Here is a 15,726-nt window from a genome sequence, read left to right on the forward strand (position 1 = left end):
ACGACCCGACCGCATGCGCGTCCGGCCACCGCCGGAGCCGGGCCGGGACCGGTCCACCCGCGTGCCGGTTCACAACCTACGGTCCCGTAACGTACGCTCGCGTCACCTACGGAACCGTAGGTTGGTGTCGAACGTCCGAGCACCGGCACCCGACGACCCACGGAGGAACGCGCGTGACCGACACGGCGCTCGACCCGGTACGGGCCCCCCGGCAGGACGCCGGCCCCCGACAGCAGCAGATGGTCCAGCTCCTCGACGAGCACGGGGTGCGTCACCACGACCCCGAGCACGACCTCGACCTGACGCCCGCCGAGCTCCTGGGGCTCTACCGCGAGATGGTCCTCATGCGCCGCTTCGACAGCGAGGCCGAGGCGCTGCAGCGCAAGGGCCAGCTCGGCCTGTGGGCCGGCAGCCGCGGCCAGGAGGCCTCCCAGGTCGGGGCCGGTCGTGCGGCCCGCCGCCAGGACCAGCTCTTCCCCAGCTACCGCGACCACGGCGCGCTGCTCTCACGCGGGGTGGACCCGCTGCACATCCTCAGCATCTTCCGCGGCATCGACCACGGCGGCTGGGACCCGGTGGAGATGGGCGTGCACCCGTACACGCTCGTCATCGCCGCGCAGATGCTGCCCGCCGTCGGGTACGGCATGGGTGTGCAGCGCGACGGGGCCGTCGGCACGGGCGACCCCGACCGCGACACCGCGGTCATCGCCTTCTTCGGCGACGGCGCCACGTCCCAGGGGGAGGCCGCCGAGGCGCTCAGCTGGGCCTCGGTCTTCAACGCCCCGGTCGTCTTCTTCTGCCAGAACAACCAGTGGGCCATCTCCGAACCGGTCTCCCGGCAGTCGCCGGTGCCGCTGCACCGGCGGGCCGAGGGGGCCGGGATGCCCGGCGTCCTCGTCGACGGCAACGACGTCCTGGCCGTCCTGTCCGTCGTGCGCAGCGCGCTGGACCGGGCCCGCTCCGGGGGCGGCCCCACCTTCGTGGAGTCGTTCACCTTCCGGATGGGCGCGCACACCACGTCCGACGACCCGACCCGCTACCGCCTCGCCGCCGAGGTCGACGCCTGGCGCGAGAAGGACCCGATCGACCGGCTCCGGACGTACCTGAACGCCGAGGGCGTCCTGGACGAGGAGTTCGAGGCGCGCCTGGCCGCCGACAGCGAGGCCCTGGCCGAACGGCTGCGCGAGGGGGTCTCGGCCATGGCCGACCCCGACCCGGCCTCGATGTTCGAGCACGCCTACGCCGAACCCCACCCCCAGGTCACCGCCGAACGTGACGAGTTCCTCGCCGCCTGGGAGCAGCAGGACGCCGATGCCCACGCCGCAGCACACGCCGCAGCTCACGGAGGGACGCGCTGATGGAGACCATGGCGATCGGCCGCGCGATCAACGCCGGCCTGCGCGCGGCGATGGACCGCGACCCGCGGGTCCTGCTCATGGGCGAGGACATCGGCGCCCTCGGCGGGGTGTTCCGCGTCACCGACGGCCTGCAGAAGGACTTCGGCGAGGACCGCGTCATCGACACCCCGCTCGCCGAGGCCGGCATCGTCGGCAGCGCGATCGGGATGGCCCTGCGCGGGTACCGCCCCGTCTGCGAGATCCAGTTCAACGGGTTCGTGTACCCGGCGTTCAACCAGATCACGACCCAGCTCGCCAAGCTGCGCGCCCGTTCCCGCGGGCGGTTGTCGGTGCCCGTGGTGCTGCGCATCCCCAGCGGCGGGGGCATCGGGTCGGTCGAGCACCACTCCGAGAGCCCGGAGGTGCTGTTCGCCCACACCGCCGGGTTGCGGGTGGTCGCCCCGAGCACCCCGCACGACGCGTACTGGATGGTCCAGCAGGCCATCGCCTCGGCCGACCCGGTGCTGTTCCTGGAACCCGAGCGCCGCTACTGGCAGAAGGGCGAGGTCGACACCGGTCTCGGCCCGGGCCAGGTCACGCCGCTGCACCAGGCCCGCGTCCTGCGGCCCGGCACGGACGCGACCCTGGCCGCCTACGGCCCCACGACCCAGCTCGCCCTGGACGCCGCGGCGGCCGCCGCCCAGGACGGCACCGAGCTCGAGGTGATCGACCTGCGCTCGATCTCCCCGCTCGACGTCGACACGGTCGCGGCGTCGGTGCGCCGCACCGGCCGCCTCGTCACCGTCTCCGAGGCCCCCACGTTCCACGGCCCGATGGCCGAACTCGCCGCGCGCGTCCAGGAGTCGTGCTTCTACTCCCTGGAGGCCCCCGTCAAGCGCGTCGGCGGCTGGCACCTGCCCTACCCGGCCGCCCGGGTCGAGGAGCACTACCTGCCGTCGGTCGACCGCGTCCTGGACGCCGTCGAGCAGTCGCTGGCCGCCTGAGAAACCCCTACACCCCGAAGGACTCCGTTGAACCAGCGGTTCGCCCTGCCCGACGTCGGTGAAGGTCTCACCGAGGCCGAGATCGTCTCCTGGAAGGTCAGACCCGGCGACACCGTCGCCGTGAACGACGTCCTCGTCGAGATCGAGACGGCGAAGTCGCTCGTGGAACTGCCGAGCCCGTGGGCCGGCACGGTCGCCGAACTCCTCGCCGCCGAGGGCGACACCGTCGAGGTCGGCGCGGACATCGTCGTCGTCAGCGACGGTTCGGCGAGCCCGGAGCCCGCGCCCGCACCGGCGAACCCCGAACCCGCCCCCGCCGAGAGCGGGTCGGGGGCGACCCTCGTCGGGTACGGCACGCGGGAGAGCGCGCCCCGGCGCCGGCGCGGAACCCCCGCACCCGCGCCGGCCCCGGCCGCGGCCGCGCCGAGCGCACCGGCCGAGGTGCACGTCCTGGCCAAACCCCCCGTGCGCAAGCTCGCCCGCGACCTCGGGGTCGACCTCGCCGCGGCGACCCCGACGGGCCCGGGGGGCACGGTCAGCCGCGCCGACGTCCTCGCGCTCGTCCCCACCCCGCCCGCCGAACCCGAGCGGCGCTTCGTCGACCACGAGCGGGAACGGCACGTCCCCATCCGCGGGGTCCGCAAGGCCACGGCCGCGGCGATGGTGGAGAGCGCGTTCTCCGCCCCGCACGTCACGGTGTTCACGACCGTCGACGCCACCCGCACGATGAAGCTGGTGCAGCGGCTCAAGGCCGACCCGGAGTACGCCGGGATCCGCGTCTCGCCCCTGCTGCTGGTGGCCAAGGCGCTGCTCGTGGCGGCCCGCCGCAACCCCGACATCAACTCCACGTGGGACGAGGCCAACCAGGTCATCGTCGTGAAGAACTACGTGAACCTCGGCATCGCCGTCGCGACGCCGCGCGGGCTGCTCGTCCCCAACGTCAAGGACGCGGACGCCATGTCGCTCAAGGAGCTCGCCGTCCACCTCGGGGAACTGGCCGCGACGGCCCGGGAGGGGAAGGCGAAACCCCGCGACCTGGCCGAGGGCACCATCACGATCAGCAACGTCGGGACGTTCGGCATCGACACGGGAACGCCGATCCTCAACCCCGGGGAGGCGGCGATCCTGGCGGTCGGCAAGATCTCCCAGCGCCCCTGGGTGCACAAGGGCAAGGTCAAACCCCGCTACCTGGCCCAGCTCGGGTTGTCCTTCGACCACCGGATGCTGGACGGGGAGAGCGGTTCGCGCGCGCTGGCCGACATCGCCGCCGTCCTGGAGGACCCGGCCCGGGCGCTGACCTGGAGCTGACCCCTCGAGGCCGTCGTCCTGGCACCCTCCCGGGGGGCTTCCGGTGGGGGGCGCCGCAGCAGTACTGTGCGGCGCCTCGGGAAACGCTGAGGTTCCCTTGTCCGGAGGAGAACGCCATGGCGCACCGGCTCCGCACCGCAGCACTCGTCCTCGCCACCACGACCACCGCCGCCCTCGCCGTCACCGCCCCCGCCCACGCGGGAGCGCCACCGGGCGGTCCCGTCACCGTCGTCACCCAGGGGCTGGACGACCCGTTCGGGGTGGCCTCCGAGGGCGGGAAGTTCTACGTCGCCGAGAGCTCGTCCGGGGAGATCAGCGGTTTCGTCCCGGGCGGCGACCCCAGCGTCCGGCTCGCCGACTTCGCCGCCCCGGCCGGCGTCGACCGCCGGGCCGGGACGCTGTACGTCGTCACCGGGGAGTCCCAGGACCCCTCGGCCACCGGCGGGTCGACCCTGTGGTCCTCGCGGCGGGGTGAACCCCGCCGCGTCCTGGCCGACCTCCTGGCGTACGAACTCGCGAACAACCCCGACGGGCAGACCCAGTTCGGTCCCGACGGCGCCCCGCTGGACGCGCTGAGCAACCCGTTCGCCGTCCTCGCCGGACGGGGACCGGACCAGCGCGTCTTCGTCGCCGACGCCGGGGCGAACGACGTCCTGGCCGTGGACCCCTCGGGGGAGGTGAGCACGTTCTTCGTCCCGCCCGTCGTCACGACGGGGGCGTGCGAGGGCGTCCCCAACAACGACCCGGCGAGCACGGGCTGCGACCCGGTGCCGACCGGGTTGGCCTGGGGGCCGCAGGGCCACCTGTTCGTCTCGACGTTGTCGGGCGAGGCGCCGGGCGAGGGCCGGGTGTACGAGCTGGACCCGTGCGACGGGACGGTCCTGGGCGTGACGAGCGGGTTCACCGCCCCGACGGGGGTGGCCGTCGGCGACGACGGCACGGTCTACGTCTCCGAGCTCCTCGAAGGCGCTCCCGAGGGCGAGGGCCCGCCGCCGGCGGACTTCGACCCGACGACGGTCGGGCGGATCGTGGCGGTCGCCCCCGACGGTGAGCGGTCCGCGGCCCAGGTGACGATGCCGCTGGGGCTGCGGTTCACGGGTGGGCACCTGTACTCGACGGCGTTCAGCGTCGCGGGGTTGTTCCTCGGCCGGCCCGGGCTCGGTCAGGTCGTCCGCGTCGACGACGCGGCGTTCGAGCCGCTGTCCTGACCGCCGTGCGGGGGGTGGGCCCGGCCGGGCCCACCCCCCGTCGCCTCACAGCGGCCGGATGCCGTACGCGTCGGCGAGTTCCTGGATGCGCCGGGCCCGGCCCAGGCGCGGCAGGTCCGAGCCGTCGCGCACGACGCCGCCGCTGCGCTCGAAGTCGGCGATGAAGTCGCGCGCCCACGTGGCGTCGGAGACGTTCGGGCTCATGACCTCGTTGATGACGTAGGCCTGCTCGGCGTCCAGGCACAGCTTGCCCATCATCCCCATCGCGACGCCGACGCCGGAGGCCTCGCGCAGCTCGGGGTGCCCGCCACCGGTGGTCGGGCCGTCGATCGGGCCGGGCAGCTTGCCGATGGCGCTGGCCACGACGAGCTTGGTGCGCGGGTAGGCCATCGCCATGTCCTCCGCGCTGGCCCCGGTGTCGCGGCGGTAGTCCCCGGACCCGAAGGCGAGGCGGAACGTGCCCTGGGCGCAGGCGATCTCGCGGGCGGCCTCGATCCCGAGCGCGGACTCGCACAGCGCGACGACGGGCACGGCCCCGCCGAGGGCGTGCCAGGTGGCCTCGACCTGCTCGCCGGCCTCGGTCTTGGCCAGCATGACGCCCAGCAGGTTCGGGACCCCCTTGAGCGCGTCGACGTCGTCGCGCCAGTGCGGGGTCGTGACGTCGTTGATGCGGACGAAGGCCTGCCCCCCGGCGGCCAGCCACGCGATGGAGTCGGCGCGCGCGGAGTCCTTGTGGCTGGGGTCGACCGCGTCCTCGATGTCCAGCACGACCTGGTCGGCCCGCGAGCGCGCGGCCACGTCGAACAGGTCCGTGCGGGTCGCGTTCACGAGCAGCCACGTCCGCGCGTACTTGGGTTCGACGATGTGCACCTGGCGTCCGGCGGCTTCTGCGGTCATGGCACCCGACGGTAGCGCCGCCGCCCGCACGGCCCCGTCCCGGCGGCGCGGTGAGTGGGGAGTCTCACGTCACGCGCGGTCCAGCACCCGGCCCCGCGCGGCCACGAGGTCGGCCACGGCCCGGTCCACGTCGGTGGTGCGCAACCGCCCGCCCTCCACGACGACCCGGCCCTCGACGGTCGACAGCGCCAGCGGCGGGGTCGGCCCGACGACGAGGGCGACGACGGGGTCCTCGAGGTCGGCGTGCCCGAGGCCGGTGAGGTCCCACAGGGCCAGGTCGGCCCGCTTGCCGACCTCGATGGACCCGATCTCGTCGGCCCGGCCCAGGCACGTCGCCCCACCGGCCGTCGCGGCCCGCAGCGCGTCGCGGGCCGAGACCGCGGTCGGGCCGCCGACGGCGCGGGCCACGTAGAGCATCTGCCGCAGCTCGTCGGCCAGGCTGCCCTGCTCGCTGGAGGCGGCCCCGTCCACCCCGAGGCCGACGGGGACCCCGGCGGCGAGCAGGTCCCGGGTCCGGGCGATGCCGGCGCCGAGCCGGGCGTTGGAGCTGGGGCAGTGCGCGACCGACGTGCCGGTGCGGGCCAGGGTGGCGATGTCGGCGTCGGACAGGTGGACGCAGTGGGCCAGCCACACGTCCGGGCCGAGCCAGCCGAGGTCGTCCAGCACCTCCACGGGCCGGCGGCCGAAGGTCCGCGCGCAGTACTCCTCCTCGTCGGCGGTCTCGGCGAGGTGGGTGTGCCGGCGGATGCCGAGCTCGGCGGCCTGGGCGGCGGTCTGGCGCAGCAGGTCGGGGGAGACGGAGAACGGCGAGCAGGGGGCGGCGCCGACCCGCACCATCGCGCCCGGGGCGGGGTCGTGGAAGCGGGCGACGGCGTCGGCCGTCGCGGCCAGGACGGCGTCGACGGTCTCGACGACGGAGTCCGGCGGCAGCCCGCCGGCGGAGGCGCCGAGGTCCATGGAGCCGCGGGTGGGGGAGAAGCGCAGGCCGACGGTGCGGGCGGCCTCGACGGTGGCGGCGAGCTGGTCCCCGCCGTCGCGCGGGTGCAGGTAGTGGTGGTCGGTCGTCGTCGTGCAGCCGGTGAGGGCGAGCCGGGCCAGCCCGGCCCGGGCGGCGGCCTCGACGTCGGGGGCCTCCAGCCGCGCCCAGACGGGGTACAGCGTGGTCAGCCACTCGAACAGGCCCGCGTCGACGGCGAACCCGCGGGTGGCCCACTGGTAGAGGTGGTGGTGGGTGTTGACGAACCCCGGGGTCAGCAGGTGCCCGCGGCCGTCGACGACCCGGTCGGCGGTGGTGCCCGCGGGTGGGTCGCCCGCCCCGACGGCAGTGACGACACCGCCGTCCACGACGACGAAACCCCTCCGGTGCTCGGTGCCGGAGGGGTCGACGGTGGCCACGGCGGCCCCGGTGATCAGCAGGGTCGGCATGCGCCGATCCTGCCCGACCGGGACCGCCGGTGCGGCGGTGTGCTCAGCGGCGGCGCGGCGCGCGGTTCTCCGCACCGATCAGCCAGGCCTGCTTCTCCAGGCCGAGGATGAAGCCGTGCAGCAGGTCGGCGGTCGAGGGGTCCTCGGCGTCGATCGGGTCGTGCACGCGGCGGATGGTGTCGACGGTGCGGCGGGTCATCGCGACGATCGCCTCCACGGCGGCCTGCGTGTCGATCTCGTCGGCGCCGAAGTCGCCGATGGTCGTGGTGGCCGCGACGGTCGCCGGGCGGGCGTCGGGGACACCGCCGACGGCGCGCATGCGCTCGGCCGCGTCGTCGGCGTAGGTGCGGGCGGCGTCGATGAGCTCGTCGAGCTGCAGGTGCAGGTCGCGGAAGTTCGCGCCCACGATGTTCCAGTGGGCCTGCTTGCCCTGCAGGTGCAGCGCGGTGAGGTCGACGAGGACCTCCTGCAGGCCGGAGTTCAGGCGCGAGCTGGCGTCGAAGCCGGCGACGGCGGTCTGGGTCAGGCCGGCGGTGGTGATGTCGTCGATCGTGGTCACGGTGTCCTCCATGAGCGGGTGGCTGGTGCTGGTGGCGGGTCGGGTGGTCAGCGGGGGTCAGCGGGGGCGCAGTCGGTGCACAGGCCCCACCAGGTGACCTCGGCGTGGTCGAGGACCGGGAAACCCGGTGCGTCCACGGGGGTCAGGCAGGGGCTGGCGCCGACCGCGCACGGGACGTCGACGACGGTCCCGCACCCGCGGCAGACGAGGTGGTGGTGCTCGCCGGCCACCGCCGTCTCGTAGCGGGGGGCCGAACCCGTCGGCTGGATGCTGCGCAGGAGGCCCGTGCGGGTCAGGTCCTCCAGCACGTTGTACAGGCTCTGCCGGGACATGCGCTGGTCCGCCGTCCCGAGCAGTTCGGCCAGTCCCGCGGCGGTCACGTGCGGGTGGTCGGCCACGGCCTCCAGGACCGTGCGCCGCGGGGCCGTGCTGCGCAGTCCGGCCTCGCGCAGCACCGCCTCCGGGGAGGTGCGGTCGGTCGAGGTCATGGTCCGAGCGTACGCCTTCTTTGGACTGTGTCAAAAGAAGGTGAGCCTCGCTTTCGTTCGGTCAGCCTCACCGAATCCCCGCCCGATCCCCCGCCCGATGCCCTGCCGCACAACGCCGCAGGGCCCCGGAGCGGTGCTCCGGGGCCCTGCGGGGACGTGCGCGGTGTCAGTTCTGCGCGCCCAGTTCCTCGTGCGCCGTGGCGGCCTCGGCGGGACCGGTGGACCCGGCGTGGCGCCCGCGCGGGGTGGCCGCGTCCTCGCCGAGCGCGGCCTCGATGGAGGCCTCGTCGAGCCCGAGGTCGCGCAGGTTCTCCACGGCCGCGTCGAAGGCGGCCTCGCGGCGCTCGGCCTCCACGGCCAGCTCGGCCATCGCCTGCTGGGCGGCCTTGGCCTGCTGGACGCCGCTGCGGAGGCGTTCGGCCAGTTCCCCGGGGGCCATCGATCCGTTCACGGGCTCGACGGTAGCGAGGCCGGCGGCGACCGCGCCACCGCTGGTGGCCAGCGGTGCCCCGGCCGCCTGCGCGGGCGCGGCGGCCGCGGCGGTGGCGGTGCCGGCCGGGCTCTGGTCGGTGCCCTCGGGGGCCGGGCCCGCGGCGGCCGGGGCGCCGGAGCCCCTCAGGGGCAGCGCGGGCAGGAACAGCACCGTGATGAAACCGGTGACCATGACGAACGTCGCGACGAGGTAGATCGTGCTCGTGGACTCGGTGAACCCGACCTTGAACGGGTGGGCCAGGACGTCCGGGAGCTGGCCCAGGACGGAGGTGTCGTCGTTCGCCCGGGCCAGCGTGGCCTGCAGGTCCCCGCCCCAGTTCCGCAGCGCCTGGCCGAACTCCGGCGAACCGGACGCGGAGTCGTAGGCGCCGGAGACCTTCTGGCCCAGGGTGGAGAACAGGATCGAGAGGAACACCGCGGTGCCCAGCGTGCCGCCCATCTGGCGGAAGAACGTCACCGAGCTGGTGGCGACGCCCAGTTCGCTGCGGTCGGCGGCGTTCTGGACCGCCAGGATGACCGGCTGCATGTTGCCGCCCAGGCCCCAGCCCATGACCAGCATGGCGATCATCGTCTGCCAGATCGGGGTGTCGGCGTTCACCCGGGAGAACAGGAACAGGGCCAGGACCATGAGGCCGGTGCCGACGACGGGCAGCACCTTGTAGGTGCCGGTGCGGGCGATGAAGCGGCCGGAGAACATGCTGCTGGACATGATGCCGACGACGACCGGCAGCATCGCGAGCCCGCCCGTGGTCGGGCTGAGGCCCTTGACGACCTGCAGGTACTGGGGCAGGACGGCGAACACGCCGAACATCCCCATGCCCAGGATGAACGAGCCGAGGGACCCCACGACGAAGGTGCGCCCGCGGAACATGCGCAGCGGCAGCAGGGCCTCGTCGCCGTAGGCGCGCTCGGCGAGGACGAACCCGAGGAGGCCGACGGCGCCGATGACGTAGCAGGTGATCGATGTCGCGTCGCCCCAGCCCCACTCCCGGCCCTGCTCGGCCACGATGAGCAGCGGCACGAGGGTCGTGACGAGGGTCAGCGCGCCGGGCCAGTCGATCCGGTGGTGGCTGGAGCGCCTGGGCAGGTGCAGGTTCCTGGAGACGACGAGCAGGGCGAAGACGCCGATCGGGACGTTGAGCCAGAAGATCCAGCGCCAACCGGCCAGGCCGAGCAGGGAGTCCAGGCCGGCGAAGAACCCGCCGGCGACGGGACCCAGGACGCTGGAGGTGCCGAACACCATCATGAAGTAGGCCTGGTACCTGGCCCGTTCCCGCGGCGGGACGATGTCGCCGATGATCGTCAGGGCCAGCGACATGAGACCGCCGGCCCCCAGGCCCTGCAGGGCGCGGAACCCGGCGAGCTCGTACATCGAGGTCGAGATCCCGCACAGGGCCGAGCCCACGATGAAGATGCCGATGGCGGCGATGAAGAACTTCCGCCGCCCGTACATGTCGGACAACTTGCCGTACAGCGGCGTGGAGATCGTCGAGGTGATGAGGAAGGCGGTCGTCGCCCAGGCCTGGAGGGAGAACCCGTCCAGGTCGTCGGCGATCGTGCGGATGGCCGTGGAGACGATCGTCTGGTCCAGGGCGCCGAGGAACATCCCCAGCAGCAGGCCGGACAGGATGGCCATGATCTGGCGGTGGCTGAAGACCGGTGCCTCCGGTGCCGGCGCGGGACCGGCGGTCGTGCTGCTCATGCGTTCTCCCCAGGGGCGGTCGTGGTGGTCCGGAGGGTGTCGGTGCGGGCCCGTTCGAGCCCGTCGGCGAAGCGGGACAGCAGGGCGGTGAACGTCACCAGGTCCTCGTCGGTGAAGTCGTCCACGGCGCGGGCCAGGTGCTCGTGGCGGCGCTGCTTCATCTGGGCCACGACCTCGTGACCGGCCGCGGTGACGTCCAGCAGGCTGGCGCGGCGGTCGTCGGGGTCGGGCAGCCTGCGCAGCAGGTCGCGCCGGACGAGGTCGCCGGTCTGCCGGCTGGTGGTCGAGGGGTCCGTGCCGAGGCGTTCGGCCAGGGCGCTGACGCGCAGCGGCCCGTGGTCGGCCAGGACGTAGAGGACGACGTGCATGGCGCGCTCGACGTCGCTCTCGCCGCGGGCCACCTGGGCCTTGAAGGAGTGCAGGGCCCGGAGCTGGCGCCCGACCTGGTCGGCCACGGCGGAGACGAGCTGCCCGTCCCCGTCCTGCCCGCGACCCCGTGCCGGGGTGCCGGCCGGGTCGCCGACGGTGGTGCCTGGTGTCATGCGGGTGCTCCTGCGGGTGGGTCTGGAAGGTCTGGCGGCCGAACGGCCATCACGTGCTGTAACGGAGTGGGGTCGTCCGGCGAAGTACTCCCCGGGATGTCGGGCCGGTCGGCCCGATCCTTGAGTGCTACATGCAACGACATCGCAAGGTACCAGCCGCACACACGCATCGGGGGTCGACGGTGAGGACGGAGCGCGCGCCGTGGGCGTGCCGGACGGCGGGCTTCCCGTCCCCGGCGGCAGTGGTGCCGAGCAGACGGGCCGTGCCGCCCGGGGGGCCCTGCGCTACGGTGGGTAATAACCCTACGTATCGGGAGAGTCACTCAGTGTCGTTCACGGACTGGTCGTGCGAGACGACGCTGGCGCCTGTCCCGCTGTCCTCGCGGGCGGCCCGGCACGTCGTGGCCGACTGGTGCATCAGCGAGGGGGTCATCGGCGACGTCGTGGACACCCTCCTGCTGCTGACCGCCGAGGTCGTCACCAACGCCGTGCTGCACGGGCGCAGCGACGTCAGCCTGCGCATCGGCCGCGTCGGCTCCCGAGTCCGCGTCGCCGTCGGCGACGAGAACACCCGCCTGCCGATGCGCCGCGAGTCCGACCCCGAGGCCCTCAACGGCCGCGGCATCGCCCTGGTCGAGGCCCTGGCCGACGCCCACGGCGTCGACGTGGAGCCCCTGGGCAAGACCGTCTGGTTCGACGTGGCCACCGCCCTGGCCCCCGTCCGGTCCGCGCGCGCCTCGGCCTGACGGCTCCGCGCCCCGACCCGCTCCCGCGGCGACCTACCCTGGGGGAGTGGCCGCTCCTACCCGCACGGCCCGCAGCGCACCCGGCACGAGCGGCGTCCTGCTCACCACCTCGGCCGTCCTCCTCGCCGCGCTCGCGGTCCTGCTCACCGCCCTCGCCCTCGCCGGTGGGCTGACCCCCTCCGTCCTGGGGGACCCCGGCGCCCTCGTCCGCTACGGCCTGCCCGTGGCCCGCACGGTCCACGACCTGTCGGCCGCGCTGGCCGTCGGCGGGTTCGCCGTCGCCACCTTCCTGCTGCCGCACCCCGGTGAGGCCTGGAACCGGGCCGTCCGGGTGGCCGGCGTGGCCGGCGGGGTCTGGGCGGTGGCCGCGCTGGTCGTGCTCGTCCTGACCGCGATGGACGTCATCGGCGCCGCGCCCGGGGGGGCCGGCTTCGGGGCCCAGTTCGCGCAGTTCGCCCAGTCCATCGACCTCGGCCGCGCGCTCCTGGTGACGACCGTGCTCGCCGCGGTCGTCGCCACCGTCGGTGCGGCCGCGACGGCCCCCGCGGGGGCGGCCTGGGGTTTCGCGCTGTCCGTGCTCGCCCTCATGCCCCTGTCGCTGTCCGGGCACGCCTCGGGGTCGGCCTCCCACGAGACGGCCGTCAGCTCGCTGGCCATGCACCTCGTCGGCGTCACCGTGTGGGTGGGGGGGCTGGCCGCCGTCCTGCTCGTCGTGCCCCTGACCGGCCGCGGCGCCGGCAGCGCCAGGGGCCACCGCCCCGTCGACCTGACGACCCTGGCCACCCGCTACTCCACCGTCGCGCTGTGGTGCTTCGCCGCCGTGGCGCTGTCCGGCGTCCTGAACGCCTCCGTCCGCCTCGGCGGCTGGTCCGGGCTGGGGACCGCCTACGGGGCCCTCGTCCTCGGCAAGGTCCTCGCCCTCCTCGCCCTCGGCGCGTTCGGGGTCTGGCACCGCCGCCGGACGATCCCGCTGCTGGCGGCCCGGCCGGCGGCCTTCGTCCGCATCGCCGCCGGCGAGCTCGTGCTCATGGGCGCCGCGACGGGCCTGGGCGTGGCCCTGAGCCGCAGCCCCACGCCGGTGCCGGACGACGTCCCGGGGACCGGCCGCGCCGAGGCCCTGCTCGGCCAGCCGGTGCCGCCGCCGATCACCGTCGGGCGCTGGTTCACCCAGACGAGCCCGGACCTGCTGTGGCTGACCATCGGCGGGCTCGTGCTCGTCGGCTACCTGCTCGGCGTGCGGCGGTTGCGCGCGCGGGGGGACTCCTGGCCGGTGGGCCGCACGATCTGGTGGGTGCTCGGGTGCGTGGCGCTGCTGTTCGTCACCAGCGGCGGCCCCGCCGCCTACGGCCGGATCACCTTCAGCGCGCACATGCTCCAGCACATGCTGCTGACGATGGCGGTGCCGCCGATGCTGGTCCTGGGCGCCCCCGTCACCCTCGCCCTGCGCGTCCTGCCGGCCCGGCGGGACCACTCGCGCGGCGCGCGGGAGTGGCTGCTGCAGGTCGTGCACTCGCGCTACCTCGCGGTCGTCGGGCACCCGCTCGTGGCGGCCGTCCTGTTCGCCGGCTCGCTCATCGTCTTCTACTACTCACCGCTGTTCGAGCTCGCGCTGCGCACCCACGTCGGGCACGAGCTGATGATGTTCCACTTCCTGGGCACCGGGTACCTGTTCTCCTCGGCGCTCATCGGGGTGGACCCCGGCGGCCAGCGGCCGGCCTACCCGCTGCGGCTCATCCTGCTGCTGGCGACGATGGGCTTCCACGCCTTCTTCGGCGTGGCGCTCATGCAGGGCACGACCCTGCTGGCCCCCGACTGGTTCTCCCAGATGACCCCGGACGCGGACCTGCTGGCGAACCAGCAGGAGGGCGGGGACATCGCCTGGGGCATCGGGGAGATCCCCACGCTCGTGCTCGTCCTGGGCGTCGCGATCGGCTGGTCGCGCTCGGACGACCGGGAGAACAAGCGCCGCGACCGCAAGGCCTCCCGCGACGGCGACGCCGACCTCGCCGAGTACAACGCGATGCTGCAGCGGCTGGCCGACCGGGAGGGCCCCCGGTCCTGACCGGGGGCCGCGGCGGGATCAGGCCAGCCGCACCTGCAGGGCGCCGTCGTCGATCGTCTTGGTGAACGGGCAGATCGTCAGGGCCTGCGCCAGCACGGCCTCGGCGTCACCACCGGCGTCCGGCAGGGTCACGCTGAGGTCGTAGCGCGCCGAGTAGCCGGCGCCCTCGCCGGAGGACAGCGTGGTGCGCGCCTCCACGCTCGCCCCCTCGGTGCTGCCGCCCGCGCTCGTCGCGGCGATGCGCAGCGACTCCAGCAGGCACGAGCCCAGGGCCGCTGCCATGAGCTGCTCGGGGTTGGTGCCCTCGCCCGAGCCCTGCAGGGCGGTCGGTTCGTGCACCTCCAGGGTCAGGGCGCCGTCGTCGGAACGGGCGGCTCCCTCGGTCGCGGTCACGGTGCCGGTGTACAGGTCCTCAGCCATGCCCCGACGCTAGGCACGGATCGCGCCGGCCGCGCGACGGACCCCGGCGTGATCGGGGTCACGGGCCTGCCCGATGATGGGGACTCGCCCACCACCGTCGCGAAAGGACCGCGCGCTCATGGCCGAGCCCACCGACCGTCCCACGAGCCGCGAGCCCATCGACTTCACCGTCGAGACGCTCGGTCCGTGCACCGTCGACTCGCCCCTGTCGCCGCGGCTGCAGGCGCGCCGCACCACCCACCACTACATCGACGAGACCGACCGCGTCCTGTTCGACGACACGCTGTCCAAGGTCTCCCGCCGCGACGGCGACCTGGAGGACCTGCCGAGCCTGGAGCCCACCGGCCCGCGCAAGAAGATCTTCTTCGACCCCTCCAAGACGCGCGTCGGCATCGTCACGTGCGGCGGGCTGTGCCCCGGGATCAACAACGTCATCCGCGGGCTGGTCTCGGAGCTGACGACCCACTACGGGGTCCGGCGCATCCACGGCTTCAAGAACGGCTACCAGGGTTTCATCCCCAGCTACGGCCACGACGTCATCGACCTCACCCCGCAGGTCGTGGAGAACATCGACGGCGAGGGCGGCACGATCCTGGGGACCTCCCGGGGTCAGCAGGACCCGGTGGAGGTCGTGGACTGCCTCGAACGCATGGGCATCTCGATCCTGTTCGTCGTCGGCGGCGACGGGACGATGCGCGGGGCGCAGCGGATCTCCGCCGAGATCAAGGCGCGCGACCTCAAGATCGCCGTCGTCGGCATCCCGAAGACGATCGACAACGACATCCCGTTCATCGACCAGAGCTTCGGGTTCCAGTCCGCGTTCAGCGAGGCCTCCCGGTCCATCCGGTCGGCCAAGGTCGAGGCGCGCACGGCGCCGAACGGCGTCAGCGTCGTCAAGCTCATGGGCCGGCACTCGGGGTTCATCGCGTGCTACGCCGCCCTGGCCCAGAACGACGCCGACTTCGTCCTCATCCCCGAGGTGCCGTTCACCCTGGAGGGTCCCGGCGGTTTCCTGGAGCGGCTGCGGGAGAAGGTCGCCAGCCAGGGGCACGCGCTCGTCGTGGCCGCCGAGGGCGCCGGGCAGGAGTTGTTCGACCCCGCCGACGCCGCCGCCGCGCTCAAGGACGCCTCGGGCAACAAGCGGCTGCAGGACGTCGGACGGTTGCTGCGGCAGGCGATCACGGACGACTTCGCCGCGCACGACCTTGAGCTGAACATGCGCTACATCGACCCCAGCTACGTCATCCGCAGCGTCCCGGCGAACCCGTACGACGCGGTGTACTGCATCCGGCTGGCCCACGCGGCGGTGCACGCGGCGATGGCCGGGCGGACGAACATGGTCGTGGGTCGCTGGCGCCGGCGGTTCGTGCACATCCCGATCGCCCTGGCCGTCTCGGCCCGCAACCAGGTCGACCCGCACGGGGACCTGTGGTGGTCGGTGCTGGAGGCGACGGGCCAGCCGTGGTCGTTCGGGGAGTTCTCCGCCGAGCAGGTCACGGCGTTCGGCGGGCAGTGAGTGCGCTCCCGGTGACGTTC

The 15,726-nt window shown here is 73.9% G+C and carries 14 protein-coding genes; 7 read left to right on the forward strand and 7 right to left on the reverse strand.

The genetic code is table 11. The annotated features are described in order from the left end of the window. Positions 1-173 precede the first annotated feature (173 nt). The 4 genes from pdhA (at position 174) to AB2L27_RS08825 (ending at position 4,857) form a co-directional block, all read left to right on the forward strand. Entirely contained in the window at positions 174-1,358 is a 1,185-nt protein-coding gene (gene pdhA, locus AB2L27_RS08810; RefSeq protein WP_370441104.1) for a pyruvate dehydrogenase (acetyl-transferring) E1 component subunit alpha, read from the forward strand. Next, on the forward strand, positions 1,358-2,341 hold the full coding sequence (locus AB2L27_RS08815; RefSeq protein WP_370441105.1) for an alpha-ketoacid dehydrogenase subunit beta: 984 nt from the start codon (positions 1,358-1,360) through the stop codon (positions 2,339-2,341). Before pdhA ends, AB2L27_RS08815 begins: the two co-directional genes overlap by 1 nt. Positions 2,342-2,368: 27 nt before the next feature. Next, positions 2,369-3,649, forward strand: a complete 1,281-nt coding sequence (locus AB2L27_RS08820) for a dihydrolipoamide acetyltransferase family protein (RefSeq protein WP_370441106.1) — start codon at positions 2,369-2,371, stop codon at positions 3,647-3,649. 116 nt (positions 3,650-3,765) lie between these two features. Further along, positions 3,766-4,857, forward strand: a complete 1,092-nt coding sequence (locus tag AB2L27_RS08825; protein ID WP_370441107.1) for a ScyD/ScyE family protein — start codon at positions 3,766-3,768, stop codon at positions 4,855-4,857. Positions 4,858-4,902: 45 nt separating this feature from the next. On the opposite strand, the gene AB2L27_RS08830 is transcribed toward AB2L27_RS08825, so the two are convergent. The 6 genes from AB2L27_RS08830 to AB2L27_RS08855 all read right to left on the reverse strand — a co-directional run bounded on the left by AB2L27_RS08830 (position 4,903) and on the right by AB2L27_RS08855 (position 10,962). Further along, a complete protein-coding gene (locus AB2L27_RS08830; protein WP_370441108.1) occupies positions 4,903-5,754 on the reverse strand; it encodes an HpcH/HpaI aldolase/citrate lyase family protein in 852 nt (283 codons plus the stop codon). 69 nt (positions 5,755-5,823) lie between these two features. Continuing rightward, positions 5,824-7,167: an 8-oxoguanine deaminase gene (locus tag AB2L27_RS08835; protein WP_370441166.1), complete on the reverse strand. Its 1,344-nt coding sequence runs from the start codon at positions 7,165-7,167 to the stop codon at positions 5,824-5,826. A 55-nt stretch (positions 7,168-7,222) separates the two neighbouring features. Further along, the gene (locus AB2L27_RS08840; RefSeq protein ID WP_370441109.1) at positions 7,223-7,750 is read right to left on the reverse strand and encodes a Dps family protein; all 528 of its coding nucleotides are present in this window, start codon (positions 7,748-7,750) and stop codon (positions 7,223-7,225) included. A 35-nt stretch (positions 7,751-7,785) separates the two neighbouring features. After that, positions 7,786-8,226 (reverse strand): Fur family transcriptional regulator, encoded by a 441-nt coding sequence (locus AB2L27_RS08845; protein ID WP_370441110.1) that lies wholly within the window; start codon positions 8,224-8,226, stop codon positions 7,786-7,788. Between the two features lie 166 nt (positions 8,227-8,392). After that, positions 8,393-10,420, reverse strand: a complete 2,028-nt coding sequence (locus tag AB2L27_RS08850) for an MDR family MFS transporter (protein WP_370441111.1) — start codon at positions 10,418-10,420, stop codon at positions 8,393-8,395. After that, entirely contained in the window at positions 10,417-10,962 is a 546-nt protein-coding gene (locus tag AB2L27_RS08855; protein WP_370441112.1) for a MarR family winged helix-turn-helix transcriptional regulator, read from the reverse strand. Before AB2L27_RS08855 ends, AB2L27_RS08850 begins: the two co-directional genes overlap by 4 nt. Before the next feature lie 326 nt (positions 10,963-11,288). Between AB2L27_RS08855 and AB2L27_RS08860 the strand changes: the two genes are divergently transcribed. Together AB2L27_RS08860 and AB2L27_RS08865 are read left to right on the forward strand one after the other, a co-directional pair. Continuing rightward, a complete protein-coding gene (locus AB2L27_RS08860) occupies positions 11,289-11,708 on the forward strand; it encodes an ATP-binding protein (protein WP_370441113.1) in 420 nt (139 codons plus the stop codon). Between the two features lie 46 nt (positions 11,709-11,754). Next, positions 11,755-13,770 carry a bifunctional copper resistance protein CopD/cytochrome c oxidase assembly protein gene (locus AB2L27_RS08865; protein ID WP_370441114.1) on the forward strand — a complete coding sequence of 672 codons (2,016 nt, stop codon included), beginning with the start codon at positions 11,755-11,757 and terminating at the stop codon, positions 13,768-13,770. Between the two features lie 18 nt (positions 13,771-13,788). Here AB2L27_RS08865 and AB2L27_RS08870 read toward each other — a convergent pair whose 3' ends face one another. Next, complete coding sequence (locus AB2L27_RS08870) at positions 13,789-14,190, reverse strand: OsmC family protein (protein WP_370441115.1); 402 nt, start codon at positions 14,188-14,190, stop codon at positions 13,789-13,791. Positions 14,191-14,308: 118 nt separating this feature from the next. Here AB2L27_RS08870 and AB2L27_RS08875 point away from each other — a divergent pair, with 118 nt between their 5' ends. Continuing rightward, entirely contained in the window at positions 14,309-15,706 is a 1,398-nt protein-coding gene (locus AB2L27_RS08875; protein WP_370441116.1) for an ATP-dependent 6-phosphofructokinase, read from the forward strand. Positions 15,707-15,726: the final 20 nt, after the last annotated feature.

It is taken from the genome of Kineococcus halophytocola, from assembly GCF_041276425.1.
GTDB classification, from domain to species: Bacteria; Actinomycetota; Actinomycetes; order Actinomycetales; family Kineococcaceae; genus Kineococcus; species Kineococcus halophytocola.